This window comes from Nitriliruptor sp., from assembly GCF_040882075.1.
Classification (GTDB): Bacteria; Actinomycetota; Nitriliruptoria; order Nitriliruptorales; family Nitriliruptoraceae; genus Nitriliruptor.
In genome coordinates this window covers 1-18,580 of sequence record NZ_JBBEBZ010000164.1, presented here as the reverse complement: position 1 = coordinate 18,580, position 18,580 = coordinate 1, and the positions used below count along the sequence as shown (strand labels likewise).

The 18,580-nt window shown below is 70.5% G+C and carries 18 protein-coding genes, 1 pseudogene and 1 riboswitch; of the genes and pseudogenes, 10 read left to right on the top strand and 9 right to left on the bottom strand.

Going from position 1 to position 18,580, the window contains the following annotated elements; genetic code table 11:
- Positions 1–111: 111 nt before the first annotated feature.
- Entirely contained in the window at positions 112–1,869 is a 1,758-nt protein-coding gene (gene thiC, locus WEB03_RS10320) for a phosphomethylpyrimidine synthase ThiC (protein WP_368070868.1), read from the bottom strand.
- Positions 1,860–1,972: riboswitch (TPP riboswitch) on the bottom strand. Its footprint overlaps the gene before it by 10 nt.
- A gap of 1,331 nt (positions 1,973–3,303) precedes the next feature.
- On the bottom strand, positions 3,304–3,783 hold the full coding sequence (locus tag WEB03_RS10315; RefSeq protein ID WP_368070867.1) for a hypothetical protein: 480 nt from the start codon (positions 3,781–3,783) through the stop codon (positions 3,304–3,306).
- Here WEB03_RS10315 and WEB03_RS10310 point away from each other — a divergent pair.
- The gene (locus WEB03_RS10310) at positions 3,770–4,105 is read left to right on the top strand and encodes an antitoxin Xre/MbcA/ParS toxin-binding domain-containing protein (RefSeq protein WP_368070866.1); all 336 of its coding nucleotides are present in this window, start codon (positions 3,770–3,772) and stop codon (positions 4,103–4,105) included. The two genes, WEB03_RS10315 and WEB03_RS10310, sit on opposite strands and share 14 nt — an antisense overlap.
- Positions 4,105–4,632 carry an RES domain-containing protein gene (locus tag WEB03_RS10305; RefSeq protein WP_368070865.1) on the top strand — a complete coding sequence of 176 codons (528 nt, stop codon included), beginning with the start codon at positions 4,105–4,107 and terminating at the stop codon, positions 4,630–4,632. Before WEB03_RS10310 ends, WEB03_RS10305 begins: the two co-directional genes overlap by 1 nt.
- 239 nt (positions 4,633–4,871) lie before the next feature.
- On the opposite strand, the gene WEB03_RS10300 is transcribed toward WEB03_RS10305, so the two are convergent.
- From WEB03_RS10300 to WEB03_RS10290, 3 genes are all read right to left on the bottom strand, one after another.
- On the bottom strand, positions 4,872–5,165 hold the full coding sequence (locus tag WEB03_RS10300) for a hypothetical protein (protein ID WP_368070864.1): 294 nt from the start codon (positions 5,163–5,165) through the stop codon (positions 4,872–4,874).
- Between the two features lie 328 nt (positions 5,166–5,493).
- Positions 5,494–5,766 (bottom strand): DUF5615 family PIN-like protein, encoded by a 273-nt coding sequence (locus tag WEB03_RS10295; RefSeq protein ID WP_368070863.1) that lies wholly within the window; start codon positions 5,764–5,766, stop codon positions 5,494–5,496.
- Positions 5,763–5,993 carry a DUF433 domain-containing protein gene (locus WEB03_RS10290; RefSeq protein WP_368070862.1) on the bottom strand — a complete coding sequence of 77 codons (231 nt, stop codon included), beginning with the start codon at positions 5,991–5,993 and terminating at the stop codon, positions 5,763–5,765. The genes WEB03_RS10295 and WEB03_RS10290 overlap by 4 nt, the downstream gene beginning before the upstream one ends.
- Positions 5,994–6,282: 289 nt before the next feature.
- Between WEB03_RS10290 and WEB03_RS10285 the strand changes: the two genes are divergently transcribed.
- Complete coding sequence (locus WEB03_RS10285; protein WP_368070861.1) at positions 6,283–9,699, top strand: SEC-C metal-binding domain-containing protein; 3,417 nt, start codon at positions 6,283–6,285, stop codon at positions 9,697–9,699.
- A gap of 26 nt (positions 9,700–9,725) precedes the next feature.
- Here the strand turns inward: WEB03_RS10285 and WEB03_RS10280 are convergent, their stop codons facing one another.
- Both WEB03_RS10280 and WEB03_RS10275 read right to left on the bottom strand, forming a co-directional pair.
- Positions 9,726–10,148: a PIN domain nuclease gene (locus WEB03_RS10280; RefSeq protein WP_368070912.1), complete on the bottom strand. Its 423-nt coding sequence runs from the start codon at positions 10,146–10,148 to the stop codon at positions 9,726–9,728.
- Positions 10,145–10,348, bottom strand: a complete 204-nt coding sequence (locus WEB03_RS10275; RefSeq protein WP_368070860.1) for a type II toxin-antitoxin system VapB family antitoxin — start codon at positions 10,346–10,348, stop codon at positions 10,145–10,147. Before WEB03_RS10275 ends, WEB03_RS10280 begins: the two co-directional genes overlap by 4 nt.
- A 307-nt stretch (positions 10,349–10,655) precedes the next feature.
- Between WEB03_RS10275 and WEB03_RS10270 the strand changes: the two genes are divergently transcribed.
- The 6 genes and pseudogenes from WEB03_RS10270 to WEB03_RS10245 all read left to right on the top strand — a co-directional run bounded on the left by WEB03_RS10270 (position 10,656) and on the right by WEB03_RS10245 (position 15,780).
- Complete coding sequence (locus tag WEB03_RS10270) at positions 10,656–10,964, top strand: hypothetical protein (protein ID WP_368070859.1); 309 nt, start codon at positions 10,656–10,658, stop codon at positions 10,962–10,964.
- A 1,292-nt stretch (positions 10,965–12,256) separates the two neighbouring features.
- A complete protein-coding gene (locus WEB03_RS10265; protein WP_368070858.1) occupies positions 12,257–12,838 on the top strand; it encodes a hypothetical protein in 582 nt (193 codons plus the stop codon).
- Positions 12,839–12,891: 53 nt separating this feature from the next.
- Positions 12,892–13,107: an SNF2 helicase-associated domain-containing protein gene (locus WEB03_RS10260; RefSeq protein WP_368070857.1), complete on the top strand. Its 216-nt coding sequence runs from the start codon at positions 12,892–12,894 to the stop codon at positions 13,105–13,107.
- Positions 13,044–13,202 (top strand): annotated as a pseudogene (locus tag WEB03_RS10255) (SNF2 helicase-associated domain-containing protein); the annotation flags it as partial. The gene WEB03_RS10260 and the pseudogene WEB03_RS10255, both read left to right, overlap by 64 nt.
- A gap of 36 nt (positions 13,203–13,238) precedes the next feature.
- The gene (locus WEB03_RS10250) at positions 13,239–14,873 is read left to right on the top strand and encodes a DEAD/DEAH box helicase (RefSeq protein WP_368070856.1); all 1,635 of its coding nucleotides are present in this window, start codon (positions 13,239–13,241) and stop codon (positions 14,871–14,873) included.
- Entirely contained in the window at positions 14,857–15,780 is a 924-nt protein-coding gene (locus WEB03_RS10245; RefSeq protein ID WP_368070855.1) for an SWIM zinc finger family protein, read from the top strand. Before WEB03_RS10250 ends, WEB03_RS10245 begins: the two co-directional genes overlap by 17 nt.
- A 113-nt stretch (positions 15,781–15,893) precedes the next feature.
- On the opposite strand, the gene WEB03_RS10240 is transcribed toward WEB03_RS10245, so the two are convergent.
- Together WEB03_RS10240 and WEB03_RS10235 are read right to left on the bottom strand one after the other, a co-directional pair.
- The gene (locus WEB03_RS10240) at positions 15,894–17,045 is read right to left on the bottom strand and encodes an acyl-CoA dehydrogenase family protein (RefSeq protein ID WP_368070854.1); all 1,152 of its coding nucleotides are present in this window, start codon (positions 17,043–17,045) and stop codon (positions 15,894–15,896) included.
- A 26-nt stretch (positions 17,046–17,071) separates the two neighbouring features.
- Complete coding sequence (locus WEB03_RS10235; protein WP_368070853.1) at positions 17,072–17,836, bottom strand: 3-hydroxyacyl-CoA dehydrogenase; 765 nt, start codon at positions 17,834–17,836, stop codon at positions 17,072–17,074.
- 137 nt (positions 17,837–17,973) lie between these two features.
- Between WEB03_RS10235 and WEB03_RS10230 the strand changes: the two genes are divergently transcribed.
- On the top strand, positions 17,974–18,580 hold a 607-nt coding region (locus WEB03_RS10230), incomplete at its 3' end, for an SDR family oxidoreductase (RefSeq protein WP_368070852.1).

Sequence of the window (18,580 nt, the reverse complement as noted above, 5' to 3'; positions counted from 1 at the left end):
AAGACCCGAGCCCACGTCCGTTGGACCGCATACCTGCCCATGGAGATCCTCACAGGTCCGCGGCATCACAGTCCCGGCACCGTGTGGCTGCTGGCCGCACGCGTGGCTCCATCAGGTCTCGACGTAGAGCCTGCCGCCGAGGCGGCGGAACTCCTCGGCCTTCTCCTCCATGCCGACGTGCAGCGCCTCGACCTCGTCGAGCCCGCGTTCGGCGGCGTACTCTCGTACGTCCTGGCTGATACGCATCGAGCAGAAGCCCGGCCCGCACATCGAGCAGAAGTGCGCGGTCTTGGCTGCGGGCGCCGGCAGCGATTCGTCGTGCATCGCCCGGGCGGTGTCGGGATCCAACGAGAGGTTGAACTGATCCTCCCACCGGAACTCGAACCGCGCTTTGGACAACGCGTCGTCGCGGCGCTGTGCGCCCGGATGTCCCTTGGCGACGTCGGCGGCGTGGGCGGCGATGCGGTAGGTGATCAGCCCCTGCTTGACGTCGTCGCGTCCGGGTAGGCCCAGATGTTCCTTGGGCGTGACGTAGCAGAGCATCGCGGTGCCGGCCATGCCGATCACCGCGGCGCCGATGCCCGAGGTGATGTGGTCGTAGCCCGGCGCGATGTCGGTGACCAGGGGCCCGAGCGTGTAGAAGGGTGCGCCGTCGCACACCTGCTGCTGCCGGGTGACGTTCTCGACGACCTTGTCGAGCGGGACGTGGCCCGGGCCCTCGACCATGACCTGCACGTCATGCTCCCAGGCCCGGCGCGTGAGCTCACCCAGGGTGTCGAGTTCGGCGAACTGCGCTTCGTCGTTGGCGTCGGCGACGCTGCCCGGCCGCATCCCGTCGCCCAGTGAGAACGCGACGTCGTAGGCGGCGAAGATCTCGCACAGCTCGTCGAAGCGCTCGTAGAGGAAGCTCTCCCGGTGGTGGGCCAGGCACCAGGCCGCCATGATCGATCCGCCGCGCGAGACGATGCCGGTGACGCGGTTCGCAGCCATCGGCACGTAGGGGAGTCGGACGCCGGCGTGGATGGTCATGTAGTCCACGCCCTGCTCGGCCTGCTCGACGACCGTGTCGCGGAACAGCTCGAAGGTCAGCTCCTCGGGCTGGTTGCCGACCTTCTCCAGCGCCTGGTAGATCGGCACGGTGCCGATGGGCACGGGGCTGTTGCGGATCAGCCACTCGCGGGTGGGATGGATGTGCGCGCCCGTGGACAGGTCCATGACGTTGTCGGCGCCCCAGCGGCAGGCCCACACGAGCTTGTCGACCTCCTCCTCGATCGAGGAGGTCACCGCAGAGGTGCCGATGTTGGCGTTGACCTTCGTGACGAAGTCGCGGCCGATGACCATCGGCTCGGACTCGAGGTGGTTGACGTTGTTGGGAAGGATCGCCCGTCCCGAGGCGATCGCCGCCCGGACCGTCTCCGGCTCGACGCCCTCGCGCGCGGCCACGTAGGCCATCTCCGGCGTGGTCTCACCGCGGCGCGCATAGTGCAACTGGGTGACGTTGCGACCCGGCGCCGCCCGCAGGATCGGCCGTCCCTCACCCGGCCCCGCGGTGGCGGGACCTGCAGGACTCTGGCGGGTGCCGGCTGCCGGGCCGGCCGCGTACGGGCGGGCTGAACCGACCTCCACCACATCGCCACGATCTCGGACCCAGGTCTCACGCACCGCAGCGATGCCGCGGGCGAGGTCGATCTCCACGTCGGGATCCCCGTGGGGACCGGAGGTCGTGTAGAGCTCGACCGGGTCGTTGGGCTCGTCCCCGAAGCGTCCGCTGGTCGCCGTCAACGCCACGCGGGTGATCGGGACACGGACGCCGTCCGGACCGTCGATGTGGGCACGCGAGATTCCTGGATGTACGTCATCGATAGACATCGATGCCTCCCTCCGCCGGCGTTACCCGGATCAGGTGCTGACGGTCGGTGGTGGCGGCCACCCTCTCAGCCCGTCGTTCCCACGGGCTCCCGCGATCGGTCGCCGGCGACCCTACTGAACGTCACCCGTCCTGCCCAGAACCTTCGATGGCCCGGCCCAAAACGAGCACTCGCACGCGCGAGGCGGCACGAGGCGGAGCCGACTATGGACGGATGACCGGCGTCGCGAGGCGTCCCGGAGCCGCACCGCACACAACGGGGACTCGGATCGGGTGTGTTGTCGGCTACGAGCTGTGGGTGAGGGCGGTGAGAGCGCGGTCGGGTGAGACGTGGGTCGTGTACACCGGACCGATCGGGGTACGGGCGAGGTCGAAGGCAAGCGTGACAGATCGATCTCCCCGGCTGTGTGGTGGAAGGGGGCGAGGTGTGCGAGCTCGTTCATGACACCGAGGGCGTGACGGTTGCGGTCCGGGGACGACGGGTTCTCGTGCGGCTGCGGCGGTCGCCCGGACGAAGGGCGCCGGTGCGTGGTGTGGTGGGCAGCGAGGAGTGTCTCGATCGCGTCGGGGAACCGTTGGAGGAGCGTGGCGTGGCTTGCCGGCGCGAGGGGCATCAGCAGCGGTAGGTAGGTGTGCTCGTCGACCAGCGGCGCGACCTGGGGCTTCCAGAACAGCACGGTGGCGTACCAGCTTCCGAGCGGTCCCGTCGGCTGGTCGATGTCGGAGGGCGGCGTGGGGACGCGGTCGAGGAACTTCCTGGTGGCGTGGATGACGACCATGCCCTCACGGCTCTCCGTCGCGGTGTTGACGGCAAGGACAGAGATAGCCTGGCGGAGCGCCACCGCGAACGTGTCGTCGCACTGTCGGTGTGGGCAGCAAGGTTGCCCGGGTGCGATGCTCGGTGGGCGTCTCGGCCAAGCGACAATCGGTGCAGGCAGGCTGACTGGGCACGGCTGGTGCACCACACTGGCACCACAATCGGGTGAGGGATGATGCGGGAACCTGCCGTAGATCCCCGAATCTTGCTGTGGTGCAGCTGCGGTGCAGGCCAACATCTCGAAACCCTCGATTACAGTTTACGGCCCTGATTCGCAGCTATTCAGGCCCTTTCTGATGTGTCGATCGCGCTTTAGGGCACTTCGTTCGCAACGAAGGGGCCGTCGGTTCAAATCCGATCACCTCCACCCGAAGAACGCCTCGTAGCGCCCGCTACGGGGCGTTCTTTCTGAGCGCCTTTCGTTCGCGGCGTTCCGGAAGTACGTAGAAGTACGAAAACTGGAGTGGTGCTCCAGTTTGAGAAGGCTAGAGCCGTTCTCGCTATTCGACACCATGAGATGCCGGGGTTCAGGCGCTTCGCTGCGAGTAGCGCGCTGTCGGAGAACGGCGAGTTGGTTATCGAGGTGCTCCGTTGGGAGTTCGCCGAAACCTGCCTCGCCTCACAGAGGGCGGTGTTGACGCTCGTGGCGGTGCGGCGCGCGGCTTGCCACTCCCGTTCGGCGTGATCCAGTCGCATCGAACTTGGAAACGACGAGACCTGCTGTGCTTCGGTCACCCGTGCGAGCGACGCTGAAGGCGCTGTCAGTCTGGAACCGCCAAGCGGAGGTGTCGATGAGGTAGCGCGTCCCCGCTGACCTCAGCATCGGGAGGATGTCGCGGTTGGTCGTGACCCACGAGCCGTCGAGGATGACCCAGGGGAGGGACACCGGTTCGGGGTCGAACAGCGACTGCAGACCGAGCGCCCGCTCTAGGGCTCGGTAGTTGCCCAGCTCCACCCGTGGAAGGTAACCGTGGCCGAAACCGAGACCGTCCGTCGCTGATAACCTGACTTTACGTCGACGTTCTAACGACGTAAGATACGCGTACGGGTGTTGAATCACAAGCATGTATCTCGGAGGGACGCGGATGAGCACAGTCACGACGCTGCTCGACGACATGCTCGAGTCCGCCATCGTGGACGCCCCCGACATCGCGCGGATCCTCGGCACAACACCTCGGTCGGTGGCTCGCTGGACGACCACCGGGGCGGAGCCACGCCGGCAGAACGAGGAGCGGCTGCTCGAGTTGAAGGCCGTCATCGACGTCCTCCGCGAGGTGATGCGCGACGAGCCAGCCCGGTTGTGGCTCCGCAGCCCGGTGCCCGCACTGGACTACGACAAGCCGATGGACCTGATCGAGCAGGGCGAGTACCGCCGAGTGATCGGGGCGATCCTGTCGATCGGTGAGGGCGTCACCGCCTGATGGTGCTCGACCGAAGCCGGATCGCCACCGCCCCACGCGTAGCGCACGTCGCTACTGCGTTCCGGAACCAGTCGCCGCGCTACGACCCGCGCAGTGGCGAGGGCGCAAGGATCAACGGCGGTCGGTTCAATCCGCCTGGCAGCTTCCCGGCCCTCTACCTGTGCGAGACCCGACCGTGCGTGGTCGCGGAGTTGACCCGGCAGGGCACCCGGCACGTCGTCGGGGTGGAAGGGCTGCTGCCTCGAGTGCTGTACCGCTACGAACTCGACCTACACCGGGTGCTCGACCTCACCGACGCGGCGACGCGCACCCATCTCTGCATCACCAAGGACGAGCTCGTTGCCGACGACTGGAGGGTGTGCCAGCAGCTCGGGACCGAGGCCCACGCGGTCGGCGACCAGGGTATCCGCACCTATTCCGCGACCGGTGTCGACACGGTCCTGGTGGTGTTCCCCGAGCTGCTCGGCGGCAGCCTCATCGAGGCCGAACTCGTCGAGCGGTGGGACGACCTCGCCGATCTCGCGTGATGGCCAGACGTCGAGTATCCACACCGGCGCGCACGTGCACTCGGCTGTCGGCGGTACCTCGCTACGGTCCTGAGTGACCGAGGAGGGATCGATGGTGAGCCGGCGAGAAGTCGTGCGCGGTCAGCCAGGCACACAGAAGTACGTAAACTGGAACCCTGCTACGAATCTTGTGCCGTTGATGCCGAGCTCGTGCTGACCCACCTGTCGGGGCGAGATCTCGGTTGCGGTGGTTCTTGGGCTCAGTCCGAACCGCCGGGGTAGCACCAGCTCGCGCGGGTGATGAGGTAGCCACCGGCCGGAGACTCGATCAGCTGGATCTCACCGACCACCTTGCCTCGGTGCGTGATCGTGGTGCCGGCGATGGTTGTGTCTCGCAGGATCGGGATCTGGTCGAGGAAGGCTTTGGGCGCGTCCTCTGGGGTCGAGCTACCTGCCGAGCCCTCGGCGATCGCGTTGTCGACGTCCTCGCACAGCCCGGCCAGCTCCGGGTCGGTGACGAGGCGACGCGACGGATGCCTCGCCCTCGTGCTCATCGATGAGGTAGGTGTAGCTCAGGTCCTCCCCTCGGTCTGCGGCCGTGACCTGCCAGCAGCCTGGCTCGTTGGGCTGCACGTACCAGGTGGCCTCCGGGATGCTGGGCGTGGGCGGGTAGGGGTCGGGCGGGGTCCGTCGCTGTAGACACGCGCGAGGACCCTGAAGCGTGTCACGGCGATCCTCGGACTGGGGCCATGCGGAACCCAGCAGGGAACTGGGGCGACCGGATCTACAGCAGCGGGAGTCGGCGAACCCGGGCCCCGGCGGGGGTGAGTGCGACCATCGCCCCTCCGGTGAGCTGGGCCTCGAGCTGCTCGATGCAAGCGGTCAGGAGGTCGGCGAGCTCCGGTGGGCGGCGATCGACCACCTCGCGGACGAGGATGACGGAAGGTGCTGTGTGGCGCCCGTCGAAGCCAGAAGCGCTCCGAAGTCGGTGTCAGCCGAGACGATGGTCCGCCCGTCGGCGAGCCCGAGGTCGATGATCTGCCGGTCGGACGATCCGGCTGCCTCGAGGTCGCGGACGTGCACGGCGGCGTGGCCAGCCTCGGTGAGCAGACCCGCGAGCCGCGGTGGCAGGTTCTCATCGATGAGTAGCTTCACGCGGGGGAGCGGAGCCGATGCACGTGCACGTCGGTCGCTGCGGCCGCGTACTCCAGCGCCTGCTGGATGTCAGCTTGTTCGAGGTCGGGGTACTCCTCGAGGATCTGATCGAACGACCAGCCGGCGGCGACCAGGCGGACCACGGTCTCCACGGTGATGCGCAGGCCACGGACGCAGGGCTTGCCCTCGAGCTTGTCGACCTTCCACAGGTTCCGGGCGGTTCGCACCGAACAGGAGCAGATGGGGCTGTGAGTGGCCGACCACGGGGCAAGCCCGACCCGCTCGAGCGCGAGATCGAGGCCGCGCTGGACCCCGGCGGGTTCGCTGGGGTGGATGAAGGTGAAGGTGCTTCGTAAGCTCGGCCGAGAGGACGAGGCTGTCGAGACGTCTGGGGCGCCTACCGCGAGCATCCCAGCCGCTTCACCTACGACGAGCTCCTGAAGATCGTGTCGGTGAGCGAGCGCGACCACTGGCGTCGCCGACGTACGGTGGTTTCCGGGATGGGTCGAGGTGGCGATGACAGGCGAGAGCGACGGCAACGATCGTGATGGGCGCGATGACGACCACGGCGTGTGGTGGGACGCGCTCGACGACGACGTGGAGTTCGAGGAGGAGCTCATGGAGGCGTGGGCCGAGGCTGAACGCCACGCCGCGGAGGTGGTCGCGCTGGGCCTCTCCGAGGTCGCTGTGCCGACGCCCTCCGACCAGCAGCTCTCGGCGGCCGCGGGTGGTCTGCGGCGCGCCCACGCACGAGGGGCGACTCCCGCGAGGTGGATGTTGCAGGCGGCGGGCATCGAGCGGCCGGATGACCTCGACGACGGGACGCTGCTCATCGCCGCGGTCGCCGCCACCATCTCGATGGTCGAGGATCCGGGCCTGCCTCCTGACGAGGCGGCGTCGATCATGACGCTCGAGCTGGTCGACTGGGTCGGCGCGATCTTGGGAGCCGTTCGCGCGGGCCCGGGCTCGGACGCCACGCCGTCGGCATTGGTCGACCACGGGTTCGCGGCCGATGAGGTCGATGAGGTCGAGGAACCTCCCTTGGAGGCTGACGAGCGAGAGATCATCGAGCACGGCTTCTTCCTGGTGCTCCTGGCCTGGGACGCCGCCGGCGTCGTGGTCGACGGTCCTGACGACGCTCGACTGACCACCGTGGGCGCCTGGGTGCTCCCGCGCGCCGCTGCGGCGGCATGGAGTCCTGCGCGTGACGCGCGTGACGCGCGTGACGACATCCCGGCGCTCCCGGCGCTCCCGGCGCTCCCGGCGCTCCCGGCGCTCCCGGCGCTCCGGGCGGTCGCGGACGACGACGCCGCCCTCGACGATGCTGACCTCGACGACCAGGTTGCGGACGTGACGTGGGTGGAGCGCTCCGGCGAGGATCTGGAGGACTGGGGTCTCAACGATGTCGAGACCGCGGTGGTGCTCGCGGTGCGCGAACTGTTGACGACCAGCAGCCCGCTGACCGAGCAGGAGGTGGCCGACCGGCTCGTTCGAGACGGCGTCGTCGACGCTGCCGAGCTGGAGGAGATGCGCGACCTGCTCTGGGACGTGCCGGGGATGCTGCGGCTGCGCGATCGTCGGCTGGTCTACCTGCCCAGCCTGGTCGAAGGCCGGACCTTCACCCACCGCGTGACGGGACTCGAGCTCGCGGAGCAGCGCCTCGAGGTCATGCCCGACCTTCCGCTGATGGTGACCTTCCTGCCCCCTCCGGCCCTCCACGATGGCCGCGCGGTGCGGATGCTCGATCCGGCGTACCCGTTCGACGAGCGGCGTGGCAGCTCGTTGTTCGGTCCGCCCGGCTGGCTACCCGCCGGGCTCGCAGCCGGCGACCTCGTCGCCTGCCGAGTGGAGGACGGTCGGCTGACCGTCACTCGGGTGTCGGACGACGGCCTCGACGACGAGGACGCCGAGCTCGCCGCGCAGCACCTGGCAGACACCTTCGCTGCGCTCGGCGCGACGAACGTGGTCGGGGGACCCCTCGACGCACCGGAGCTGGTGCTCGAGACCGTCACTCACTTCCCCGTCACCTTCTGCCGGGCGACCGCTCCGCTCGCCGAGCTGCTCGACCGCGCCGGACTCGCCCACGATGACGCCGAGGTGTTCGACCCCGACGGGCCGGACGAGTCGGCGCCGCAGGACGAGGTGCGCGCGCTGCTGCTCGCCGAGGTCTACGGGCTCGACGAGATGGAGGCCCAGGCGGTCGGCATCCTCGAGGCCGCCCTGGACCTGTGCGAGCGCGATGAGCTCGAGGAGCTGCCCGCCGACCTCGCCGACAACCTCACGCCCATGCTGCGCCTGGCACCGGAGGTGGCCGAGGCGCTGGTCGACCTCCAGCTCGGCACCGGCCCCCTCGACATCGGCGGGCTCGACGCCGGCGTCGGCGCCCTCGAGCGCTTCGAGCGGGTCTTGCGGCCCCATGCGCGCGGGGCCGCTGCTTCGGCGCTCGACCTCGTCGTCGCGCGCGTCGCAGAAGCTCGCGGGCAGACACTGGCCGCGGAGACCGCGCTGCGGCGCGCCGCCCGAGACCCGGCGTGCGCGCCCGCGCACGAGGATCTCGCGTGGTACCTCGAGGACCGCGGCGATGTCGCCGGCGCACTCAGCCACCTGCGACGGGCCGGCGTGCCAGGCGACGACCTCCGCGTGACGCGTCTGGAGGGCCGTCGTGTCGCGGCCCGCAGCGTCGGCCGCAACGACGCCTGCCCCTGTGCCTCGGGACGCAAGTTCAAGAAGTGCTGCGACCGGGTCGGCGGCGGCCCGCTGCCGGACCGTGTCGGATGGCTGCTCGACAAGGTCATGAGCCACCTCACCCGGCCGCTCCACCGGGGCCTGTTGCTGCCGCTGATCGAGGCACGCGCGGGCGACGCGACCGACGACCGACGTCTCGAACGCGCCGTCGACGATGGGGTCGTGGTCGACGCCGCGATGTTCGAGGCGGGCGGCCTCGAGCGGTTCCTCGTCCAGCGCGGCGTGCTGCTCCCCGACGACGAGCGCGAGTTGGCCACCAGCTGGGTCGGCACGCGCCGCTCGCTGTACGAGGTCGTCGAGGTGGACGCCGGTGTGGGTCTCGAGCTGCTCGACCTTCGCTCTGGAGACCGCGTGGGTGTGCGGGAGCGCGCCGGCAGCCATCAGTTCACCGCCGGCCAGGCGCTGTTCGCGCGGGTGTTGCCCGACCATCACAGCCACCAGCTGTCCGGCGGGGCGGTCCGGGTGCCGGTGCAACATCGGGACGCGGTCCTCGCCCTGCTCGACACCGACCCCGGCGCTGTGGCGATCTGTGCCTGGGTGGCGGCGCTCGAGGCGCCACCGACCCTTCTGACCATGGAGGGCGAACCGACCGTGATCTGCACCGCCGAGTACCGCGTCGGCGATCCCACCCGGGCGGCGGCCGCGCTCGCCGAGCGTTACGAGGCCCTGGACGACGGTGGGCGATTCGTCGAGTGGATCGAGGTCGACGGCCAGCGGTGGGGACGTGGTCAGCTCGTGCTCGACGGCGACCGTCTGCGGATCGAGACCAACGCCGAGGCACCCCTCGAGCGGCTCATGTCGGTGATCGAGGAGGTCGTCGAGGGCGTCGAGCTGCTCGACGAGAGCCGGCGACCGCTGACGGAGGTCGCGGCGAGCGCCGACCGCAGCGCCGACCGCAGCGCCGACCGCAGCGCCGACCGCAGCGCGGACGCGTCGGGTCTCGTCGACCCCGACGACCTTCCCGAGGAGTTGCGTGAGGTCCTCGACCAAGAGATCGCCCATCGTGAGGAGGCCTGGGTCGATGAGTCGATCCCGATGCTCGGTGGGCTCACGCCCCGTGAGGCGCTCGACGACCCGACCCGCCGCGAGCAGCTGCTGGCCTTCCTCGACGAGGTCGAGCGCGAGGCGCTGCACGGTGGGATGCGTGCCGACCGCATCCGCAGGCTGCTCGGCATCAGCCGAGGTTGAGTTCGCTGGCCGTGGTCGAAGGCGACTCACGTCTGCCCGTGCCCACTTCCCCGCGGGATGATCCAGGCCGTCGGCTGCCCGGTCACCTCGGCGATGAGGTCGAAGTCCCTGTCGTAGTGCAGCACCGTCGCATCGTGGACCAGGGCGGTGGCAGCGACCAACAGATCGGGGATCGGACATCGATGTTGGCCACGCTGCGCGAGGCGCCGCTGGACGTCGAGCGCTGCCCGGGTGACCGCGGCGTCGACCGGCAACCAGGTCAGAGCATCGAGATGAGTCCGAAGAGCCTCGTAGTCCGACGCGTTGCGGGTGGAGCAGAGCAACTCGAGCGCGATGATCTCACAGACGGCCAGGCGCCCCTCGGTCGCGATCGCGGTCAGGGTCGCCTCGGCCCGCTCATCGTGGCGTTGCTGCTCGTACGCCGACTTGTCCACGAGGTAGCGCGTCACTCCCAAGCCGTGTCCATGATCTCGTCGTCCCCCAGGTCGTCGTCGCTGGTGCGTAGGTGGTCGAGGAACGCGAGCCGTTCCCGGCGACTGGCGACCTCTGCCAGCGCGCGGTTGACCGTCTCGACCTTGGTCGTGGTTCCCAGTTCTCGGGCGGCACCAGCGAGCGCGTCATCATCGATGTTCACCACCGTGCGGGTCATCGCGCACCCTCCCTAGATATCCCGTGAAGGCGGTAAGGATATCACCGAGGACATCGGCCCGATGCGCCGATCCTTCGGTCTCCCACCGCTGCCGCGCTCGCGCTCGGACCGGTCTGGATGCCTGATCTCGGGACGGGCTCATCGGGCGGATCGCGTGGATCGCTGATCGACGGGCCTGAAGCGAGTGTCGGAGACGGCGAGGTTGCAGCCCAGCGCGACGGTAGCTTCGCCTCCCCGGGAAGAGCAGCCGTGACCGAGCAGGGAGGGTGGAGCGATCGGGTTCGAAGGGGCGTGGCGGATCGTCGAGTTGGACGCGTGGGACGTCGACGCCGCGGATCTGATGGGTCCGGCCTTCATCGAGTTCGGCTCGCGCGACGACGGTCGCTTCCGGTTCATCGCCGTGGCGGGCTGGATGGACTGCCGGTACGCCGAGCGTGACGGGCGGCCGTTGGTGGAGTTCACCTGGGATGGCAACGATGAGGACGATCCCGCCAGCGGCCGCGGCTGGGCGGTGCTGGAGCCCGAGGGCACGCTGCGCGGGCACCTCTACCTCCACCTCGCCGACGACTCGGGGTTCCGGGCGGTGCGCGCCGATCTGGAGCGGACAGGGCAGTGAAGCGGCCGGCCACGGAGCGAGCCCGACCCGCTCGAACACGAGATCGGGGCCGCTCTCGATCCGGGCTACTTCGTCTTCTACCGCGCGGGCCTCGGGTCCGTCGCCGACCTCGAGATGGTCGCGGCTGACGTCGCGGTGCTCGTCGGCAGTGCGACGGCGCGGGCGATCACGCTCTGCGAGTCGTTCCTCGCCGGTTGCTAGGAGTAGGAGAAGGCCCGGTGGCTGGGTCCGTGCCCGCCAGGCCGCCGGCGCGGACGCCGCGGAGACCAGCACCGGATCCGACCCGTCGTCCGATGTGGGCGCGGCGGAGCCGGCCGCGAGGATGGCGAGGAAACCGCCACGCTCGGCTGCCGGCAGAGCCTGCCAGTAGCGTTGACGTCGACCGGGATCCTCCGCGCTCGCGCTCGCGCTCGGACGGAGACGGTTGGCACGCGTCAAGCGGCCTGCCGCTGCGAGATCCACGCCATCGGCGACGGCGAGGAGCGCCTCTGCGCTCTCGCGCAAGGGCACTGTCGTGCCGGTGGCCGTCACAGCGGACACCGCAGCGACGAACCCTCGGCCGCTTCCCTGACCCGACCCTCCGCCGCAGCGCAACGAGGGTTCCTCGTGGGTGCTCGGAACGCCGGCGGTCGTCGTCTATGCTGCCCCATCCGACGTTCCGCGCTGTCCCTCGCGCCGTAGTGGCTTCCCCCGGGTGACCCGTGCGCAGCTGGAGCTGACCTGTGGATCTCGTGTCACGCCACCCGGCCCCACCTTCGTGACGGTCCTGCACGCCGTGTGGGCGGCCGACGATCGTCTGCACGTCTGGGGCGAACAGCCGTTGGTCGCCGGGCGGCTCCCGCGTCCCCGGGGCCGGGCACCCGCCGACGGTCGGCCGCAGCGTCACCCCTACGCGGCGCGGGCGTCGACGCTGCGGGCAGCGTTGGGCGAGCTCACCGGTCTCGACCTGGCCCGCACCTCGCCGTGGGTCGAGACGCAGCTCCTCCTGCCCACCGGGGCTGCCGTCCCCGGACCTGCCCGGCGCGAGCGACGTCAGCGAGCTCGCGCGTGGCACGCGGTCCTGGCGGGCCGACGCGCTCGAGCTCGACGCCGGCAACGCACTCGCGCTGCTGGCGAGCGTCCCCGCCGAGACGCCGCCGAACACGCGACCCGCGGCCTCGCTCCGTGCGGCTGCGACGCTCGCGACGCTCGCGACGCTCGCCCTGGAGCTCACGGCCCGTGGACGGGTCGTCCCCGGACTGGTCACGCGCGCCGGACGCTTCGAGGCACGCTGGTCGCCGGTCCTCGACGCCATGGACCGCCGCCGGCTCACCGCGCTCGTACCCGCGCTGCCGGCGGCGTTGCTGGCCGCGGCCGGCGAGGAACGACGGCCGGCCGGCGAGGTGCTGCGCGAGCTCGTCGAGCATCTCGTCGACGCCGCCTGCCGCAGCGCCCTCGGGGGGCGTCGTCTCACCTCTGGTCGTGGTCGACGAGCTGTCGAACGAGCGTGGCTGCTCGCCCTGACCGCCGACGACCCGGGCGTGGCCCACGTCGATATCGGCGAGCTGCAGCTGCTGGCCAAGGAACTCGAACGGTGGCACCGCTCGGGCCAGCAGGCGACGCCGTTGCGTGCGGCGTTCCGGCTCGAGCCTCCGCCACCGACCGTCCGGGCCGACAACGCGGACATCCCTCACGACGGAGACGTCGCGACCGAGCCGGGCTGGCGGCTCGAGTTCACCCTCCAGGCGACCGACGACCCCAGCCTGATCGTGCCCGCCGCGGAGATCTGGACCTCCGAGGAGACCCTGCGGTTCCTCGACCGCACGCTCGAAGCTCCCGAGGAGCGGTTGCTCGGTGACCTCGGTCGCGCTGCTCGTCTCTATACCCGGAGATAGGACGGGCGCTCGACGCCGCCCGCCCGGAGGCCCTCGACCTCGACCTCGATGAGGTGCTGGCGTTCCTCGGCGACACCGCGTCGCTGCTCGAGCAGGCCGGCTTCGGTGTGCTGCTCCCCGACGAGCCGCGTCGCCCGGCGCGACTCGGTGCGCGCTTGCAGACCTCCGCGCGACGTCGGGGTCCGAGCCGGGCGAGGACTCGGGCCTGCTCGGCTACGAGGGGATCGTCGACTACCGCTGGCAGGTCGCCATCGGCGACCAGAGCCTGACCGTCGAGGAGCTGACCGAGCTCGCGCGGCTCAAGGCACCGCTGGTCCGTCCCCGCGGTCGCTGGGTCGAGCTGCGTGAGGAGGATCTCGCCGCCGCGCTCCGGTTCCTGACCGACGGCGCCAGCGGCGAGATGACGGTCGCCGAGGCCGCGCGGATCGGGCTCGGCGTGACCGATCCGGGCACGGAGCTCGAGTTCGCAGGTATCGACGCCGATGGTCCGCTCGGGGTGCTCCTCGACGGGTCCGCCGATCGGCGGATCGAGGCGCTGACCACCCCGGCCGGTCTCGACGGCCAGCTCCGGCCCTACCAGGAACGCGGGCTCGCGTGGCTGGCGTTCCTCGACGCGGTCGGCCTCGGCGGCTGCCTGGCCGACGACATGGGGCTCGGCAAGTCCGTGCAGCTGCTCGCCCTCCTCGTCCACGAGCGCACCGCCATCACCCGCCGGTCGAAGCGGTGGCCGGCACCCACGCTGCTGGTCTGCCCGATGTCGATCGTCGGCAACTGGGAACGGGAAGCGGCCCGTTTCGCTCCGTCCCTGCGGGTCCTGGTCCACCACGGCACCGACCGGGTGAAGGGCGAGGAGTTCGCGGAGCAGGCACGCCGCGCGGACCTGGTCCTGACGACCTACGCCCTCGCCGCCCGGGACCACGAGGATCTCGCGGCGACCGGGTGGCGCCGGATCGTCCTCGACGAGGCCCAGAACATCAAGAACCCCGCGGCCCGGCAGACGCGGGCCATCCGGGCGCTCGACGCTCCGAGTCGGCTCGCGCTCACCGGCACGCCGGTGGAGAACCGGCTCTCGGGGCTGTGGTCGATCATGGACTTCTGCAACCCCGGCCTCCTCGGGTCACAGAAGGCGTTCCGCGAGCGGTTCGCGGTCCCGATCGAGAAGCTCCACGACGACGAGGCTGCCGCCCGCCTGCGCAGGATCACCCAGCCGTTCGTGCTACGCCGCAAGAAGAGCGACACGTCGATCATCACCGATCTGCCCGACAAGCTCGAGTTCGACGAGTCGTGCCGGCTCACCCGCGAGCAGGGCAGCCTCTACGCGGGCGTGGTCGAGGACATGCTCCAGCGCATCGAAGAGACCGACGGCATCGAACGTCGCGGGCTCGTGCTCCAGACGATGCTGCGCCTCAAGCAGGTGTGCAACCACCCGGCCCACCTGCTCGGCGACGGTTCCCGGCTGCCGGGCCGATCGGGCAAGCTCGACCGGTTGGACGAGGTGGTCGACGAGGTGCTCGCGTCGGGCGAGAAGGTCCTGGTGTTCACCCAGTTCGCACGGTGGGGCAGCCGGCTCCAGGCGCACCTGCGCGAACGGCTCGGCCGCGACGTGCTCTACCTCCACGGCGGCGTGAGCAAGCTCGAGCGCGACCGGATGGTCGCCACCTTCCAGGCTGACGGTGGTCCGCAGGTGTTCATCCTGTCCCTCAAGGCCGGTGGGGTCGGGCTCAACCTCACCGCGGCCAACCACGTCGTCCACTACGACCGGTGGTGGAACCCGGCGGTCGAGGACCAGGCCACGGATCGGGCGTTCCGCATCGGTCAGCAGCGTGACGTCGTGGTCAGGAAGCTGGTGTGCGCGGGGACGCTCGAGGAGCGGATCGCCACGCTCATCGAACGCAAGAAGGACCTCGCCGAGCGGGTCGTCGGGACCGGCGAAGGGTGGCTCACGGAGCTGTCCACCGACGAGCTCCGTCAGGTGATCGCCCTGAGCGCCGACGCGGTCGTCGAGGAGGAGGTGGACGGTGCCACGTCGCGGTGACCGCTGGGCGGACGGGTTCCCGCCGCCCGCCAAGCCCCGCCCGGTCGAGGGCGGGATCGTGGCGCGTAGCCGACGTGGGCAGATCGGGGAGAGCTGGTGGTCGCGCCGCTTCCTCGAGGTGCTGGAGTCGCTCGGCATCGGCGGGCGGCTCGACCGCGGGCGGACCTACGCTCGCAAGGGTCAGGTCATCGCGATGGACGTCGCGCCGGGGGCGGTCACCGCATCGGTGCAGGGGTCGCGGGCCCGGCCGTACCGGGTGCGGATCGCGCTGGCGCGGCTGTCGGAGGCGGACTGGCGCCGAGCCGAGGACGCGATGGTGGCGCGCGCGTCGTTCCTCGCCGCGCTGCTGGCGGGGGAGATGCCCGCCGACATCGAGACCGCGTTCGAAGCGTGCTCGGTCGAGCTGTTCCCCGCCCGTCACGTCGAGCTCGCCGGTGAATGCTCCTGCCCCGACTGGGCCAACCCGTGCAAGCACCTGGCCGCGGTGTACTACCTGCTCGCCGAGGCGTTCGACGACGATCCGTTCCTGATGCTGCGGTGGCGGGGGCGCGAGCGCGACGAGCTGCTGCGCAACCTCCGGGCGCTGCGTGGCACCGACGTCGCGCCCGCTGTCCCCGAACGCGACGACGATCCGTGGGCCTCGGTCGAACGCGTCGAGGTGCCGGCGCTGGACGAACGCCTGGACGACTGGTGGGTCGCCGGTCCGGCCCTCGGGGACCTCCGGTTCCCACCCGATCGTCCGAGGGTGCCGGCGGCCACGCTGCGGGGTCTCGAACCGCTCGACCGGACGGCCGCGGGTCAGCCGGTCGTCGAGGTGGTGGCCACGGCCTACGAGGTGATCACCGAAGCGGCTCGCACCCGCCTCGGCGGGGACACGCGCGAGTCCCGGTCGTCCGCCGGACGCTGACCACGTGCTCACGACGCGGCGCTGCGGCGCCTGGCGGCGGCGGGGTCGAGCTCCTTGGTTGCGGCGGTCCACCTGGTGCGTCCGCGGTCACGGTGAGGTTGCACCACCTGGTGTCAGCGCAGGCCGAGGTCCTTGGCGATGATGGTCTTCATGATCTCGGTCGTGCCGCCGTAGATCGTGGTGATCCGCGCGTCCGCGTAGAGGCGGGCGATCGGGTACTCGGTCACGTAGCCGTAGCCACCGAACAGCTGCAGGCAGCGGTCGGTGACCCGCTTCTGGAGCTCGGTCGCCCACCACTTGGCCTTGGCGGCATCGGTCGCGGTGAGCTCGCCGGCGTTGAGCGCCAGGATGCAGCGGTCGATGTAGTGCTGGGTGACCTCGACCTCGGTCTCGCACTCGGCGAGGACGAACTGGGTGTTCTGGAAGCGGGCGATCGGCTGGCCGAACGCGTCACGTTCCTTGACGTACGCGAGCGTGAGGTCGACCGCCGAACGTGCAGCGGCCACCCCGGCGATCGCGATCGACAGCCGCTCCTGGGCGAGGTTGGCGGTGAGGTAGCCGAAGCCCTCGCCCTCGGTGCCGAGGAGGTTGCTGACCGGTACCTCGGCGTCGGTGAAGTGCAGTTCCGCGGTGTCCTGGGCGTGCAGGCCGACCTTGTGGAGGTTGCGGCCACGTTCGAAGCCGGGCGTGTCGGCCTCGACGACGATCAGGGACATCCCGCGGTGGCGCTGGCTCGGGTCGGTCTTGACCGCGACCACCACGAGGTCGGCGTTGATGCCGTTGGTGATGAACGTCTTGGACCCGTTGAGGACGTAGACGTCACCGCGCCGTTCCGCGGTCGTGCGGATGCCGGCGAGGTCCGACCCGGCGCCCGGTTCGGTCATCGCCACGGCCGTGATCAGCTCGCCCGACACGATGCCCGGCAGCCACCGCTCCTGCTGCGCCTCGTCGGCCTGCTTCGTGAAGTACGGCAGCACGATGTCGGTGTGCAGCGACAACGACAGGCCGGCGCTGGACACCGCGGCGTACTGCGCCTCCTCGACCATGATCGCGTTGAACCGGAAGTCGTCGACCCCGGCGCCGCCGAACCGCTCGGGCGCCTGGAAGGCCAGCAACCCCTGCGCGCCGGCGGCGGTGAACAGCGACCGGTCGACGATGCCGGCTTCGTCCCAGCGTGCGTGGTGGGGGACGACCTCGCGCTCGTAGAAGGTCCGGACGCTCTGGCGGAACAGGTCGTGTTCCTCGGTGTACAGCTCGCGGCGCATCGACGGCTCCTCGTGGGGGGTCGGCTCTAGCGCGGCGCCATGCGGATGGCGCCGTCGAGGCGGATGGTCTCGCCGTTGAGCATCGGGTTCTCGACGATGGCCTGGACGAGCTGGGCGAACTCGGACGGGTCCCCGAGCCGGGACGGGTGTGGGACCTGTGCGCCGAGCGAGTCGAGTGCCTCCTGCGGCAGCCCCATCAGCAGCGGTGTGGCGAACAGGCCGGGCGCGATGGTCACCACGCGGATGTGCTTGTCGGCCAGGTCGCGAGCGATCGGGAGCGTCATCCCGACGATGCCGCCCTTCGAGGCCGAGTAGGCCGCCTGGCCGATCTGGCCGTCGAACGCCGCAGCCGATGCGGTGTTGACGATCACGCCGCGTTCCTCGCCGTCGAGGTCGTGGCGGACCATCTCGGCCGCGGCCAGACGCAGCACGTTGAAGGTGCCGACGAGGTTGACTTCCAGCACCTTGCGGAACCCGTCGAGCGGGGCCGGTGACCCGTCGCGGCCCACGACGCGAGCGGGCGGGCCGATGCCGGCGCAGTTGACGACCACGTTCAACCGTCCGAGCTCGGAGGCGACCCCGACCGCCTCGGCGACCGCGTCCTCGTCGGTGACGTCGGCCGGGACGAAGCGGACCCCGTCACCGAGCCCGTCCGAGACGGCACCACCCTCGGAGGAGGGCAGGTCGAGGACGACGACGCGGGCGCCCCCGTCGACGAGACGACGGACCGTCGCGAGGCCGAGCCCGGAGGCGCCACCGGTGACGAGCGCGACGGACGAGGCGAGTTCCACGGGGAGCTCCGAGGTGGGGAGAGGCGGGAGGGTGGTCATCCTACGAGCCGGGCCGAGGCCCCGGAGGTCGTCGATCGGGGCGGGCGGTGCCGGGTCGCGCACTAGCCTCGGCTCGGTCGCCGATCGAGGAGCCCACCGTGCTGTTGCAGGACCGGATCGCCATCGTCACGGGAGGTGCGCAGGGGCTCGGGTTGGCGATCGCCACCCGGTTCGTCGAGCAGGGCGCGACCGTCGTGCTGGCCGACCTCGACGCCGACGCGGCCGACGCGGCAGCCGCCGACCTCTCCGGTGACCGAGCGCACGGTGCGGCCTGCGACGTGACGTCGGAGTCGGACGTGCAGGACCTGTTCGACGCCACGATCGCCGCGCACGGCCGGGTCGACGTGCTGGTGAACAACGCGGGCATCACCCGTGACGCGGTCGCGCACAAGATGACGCTCGAGCAGTTCCGGCAGGTCATCGACGTGCACCTGCAGGGCACCTGGCTCGGCACCCGGGCGGCGCTGACGCACATGCGTGGGCGCGAGGGCGGGGGCGCGATCGTGAACCTCTCGTCGCTGAGCGGCAAGATCGGCAACCTGGGGCAGACCAACTACAGCGCTGCCAAGGCCGGCATCGTGGGGATGACCAAGGCGTCGGCCAAGGAGGGGGCCCGCTACGGCATCCGTGCCAACGCCATCCAGCCGGGTCTGATCCGCACGGCGATGACCGATGCGATGCCGCAGGACGTGGTGGCCGACCGCA

Bases quoted from the DNA above. Each gene is read 5' to 3' on its own strand.
- thiC (WP_368070868.1), bottom strand. From the start codon at position 1,869: ATGTCTATCGATGACGTACATCCAGGAATCTCGCGTGCCCACATCGAC.
- WEB03_RS10300 (WP_368070864.1), bottom strand. From the start codon at position 5,165: ATGAGCACGAGGGCGAGGCATCCGTCGCGTCGCCTCGTCACCGACCCG.
- WEB03_RS10310 (WP_368070866.1), top strand. From the start codon at position 3,770: ATGAGCACAGTCACGACGCTGCTCGACGACATGCTCGAGTCCGCCATC.
- WEB03_RS10240 (WP_368070854.1), bottom strand. From the start codon at position 17,045: ATGCGCCGCGAGCTGTACACCGAGGAACACGACCTGTTCCGCCAGAGC.
- WEB03_RS10265 (WP_368070858.1), top strand. From the start codon at position 12,257: ATGGACCGCCGCCGGCTCACCGCGCTCGTACCCGCGCTGCCGGCGGCG.
- WEB03_RS10250 (WP_368070856.1), top strand. From the start codon at position 13,239: ATGACGGTCGCCGAGGCCGCGCGGATCGGGCTCGGCGTGACCGATCCG.
- WEB03_RS10285 (WP_368070861.1), top strand. From the start codon at position 6,283: ATGACAGGCGAGAGCGACGGCAACGATCGTGATGGGCGCGATGACGAC.
- WEB03_RS10275 (WP_368070860.1), bottom strand. From the start codon at position 10,348: ATGACCCGCACGGTGGTGAACATCGATGATGACGCGCTCGCTGGTGCC.
- WEB03_RS10305 (WP_368070865.1), top strand. From the start codon at position 4,105: ATGGTGCTCGACCGAAGCCGGATCGCCACCGCCCCACGCGTAGCGCAC.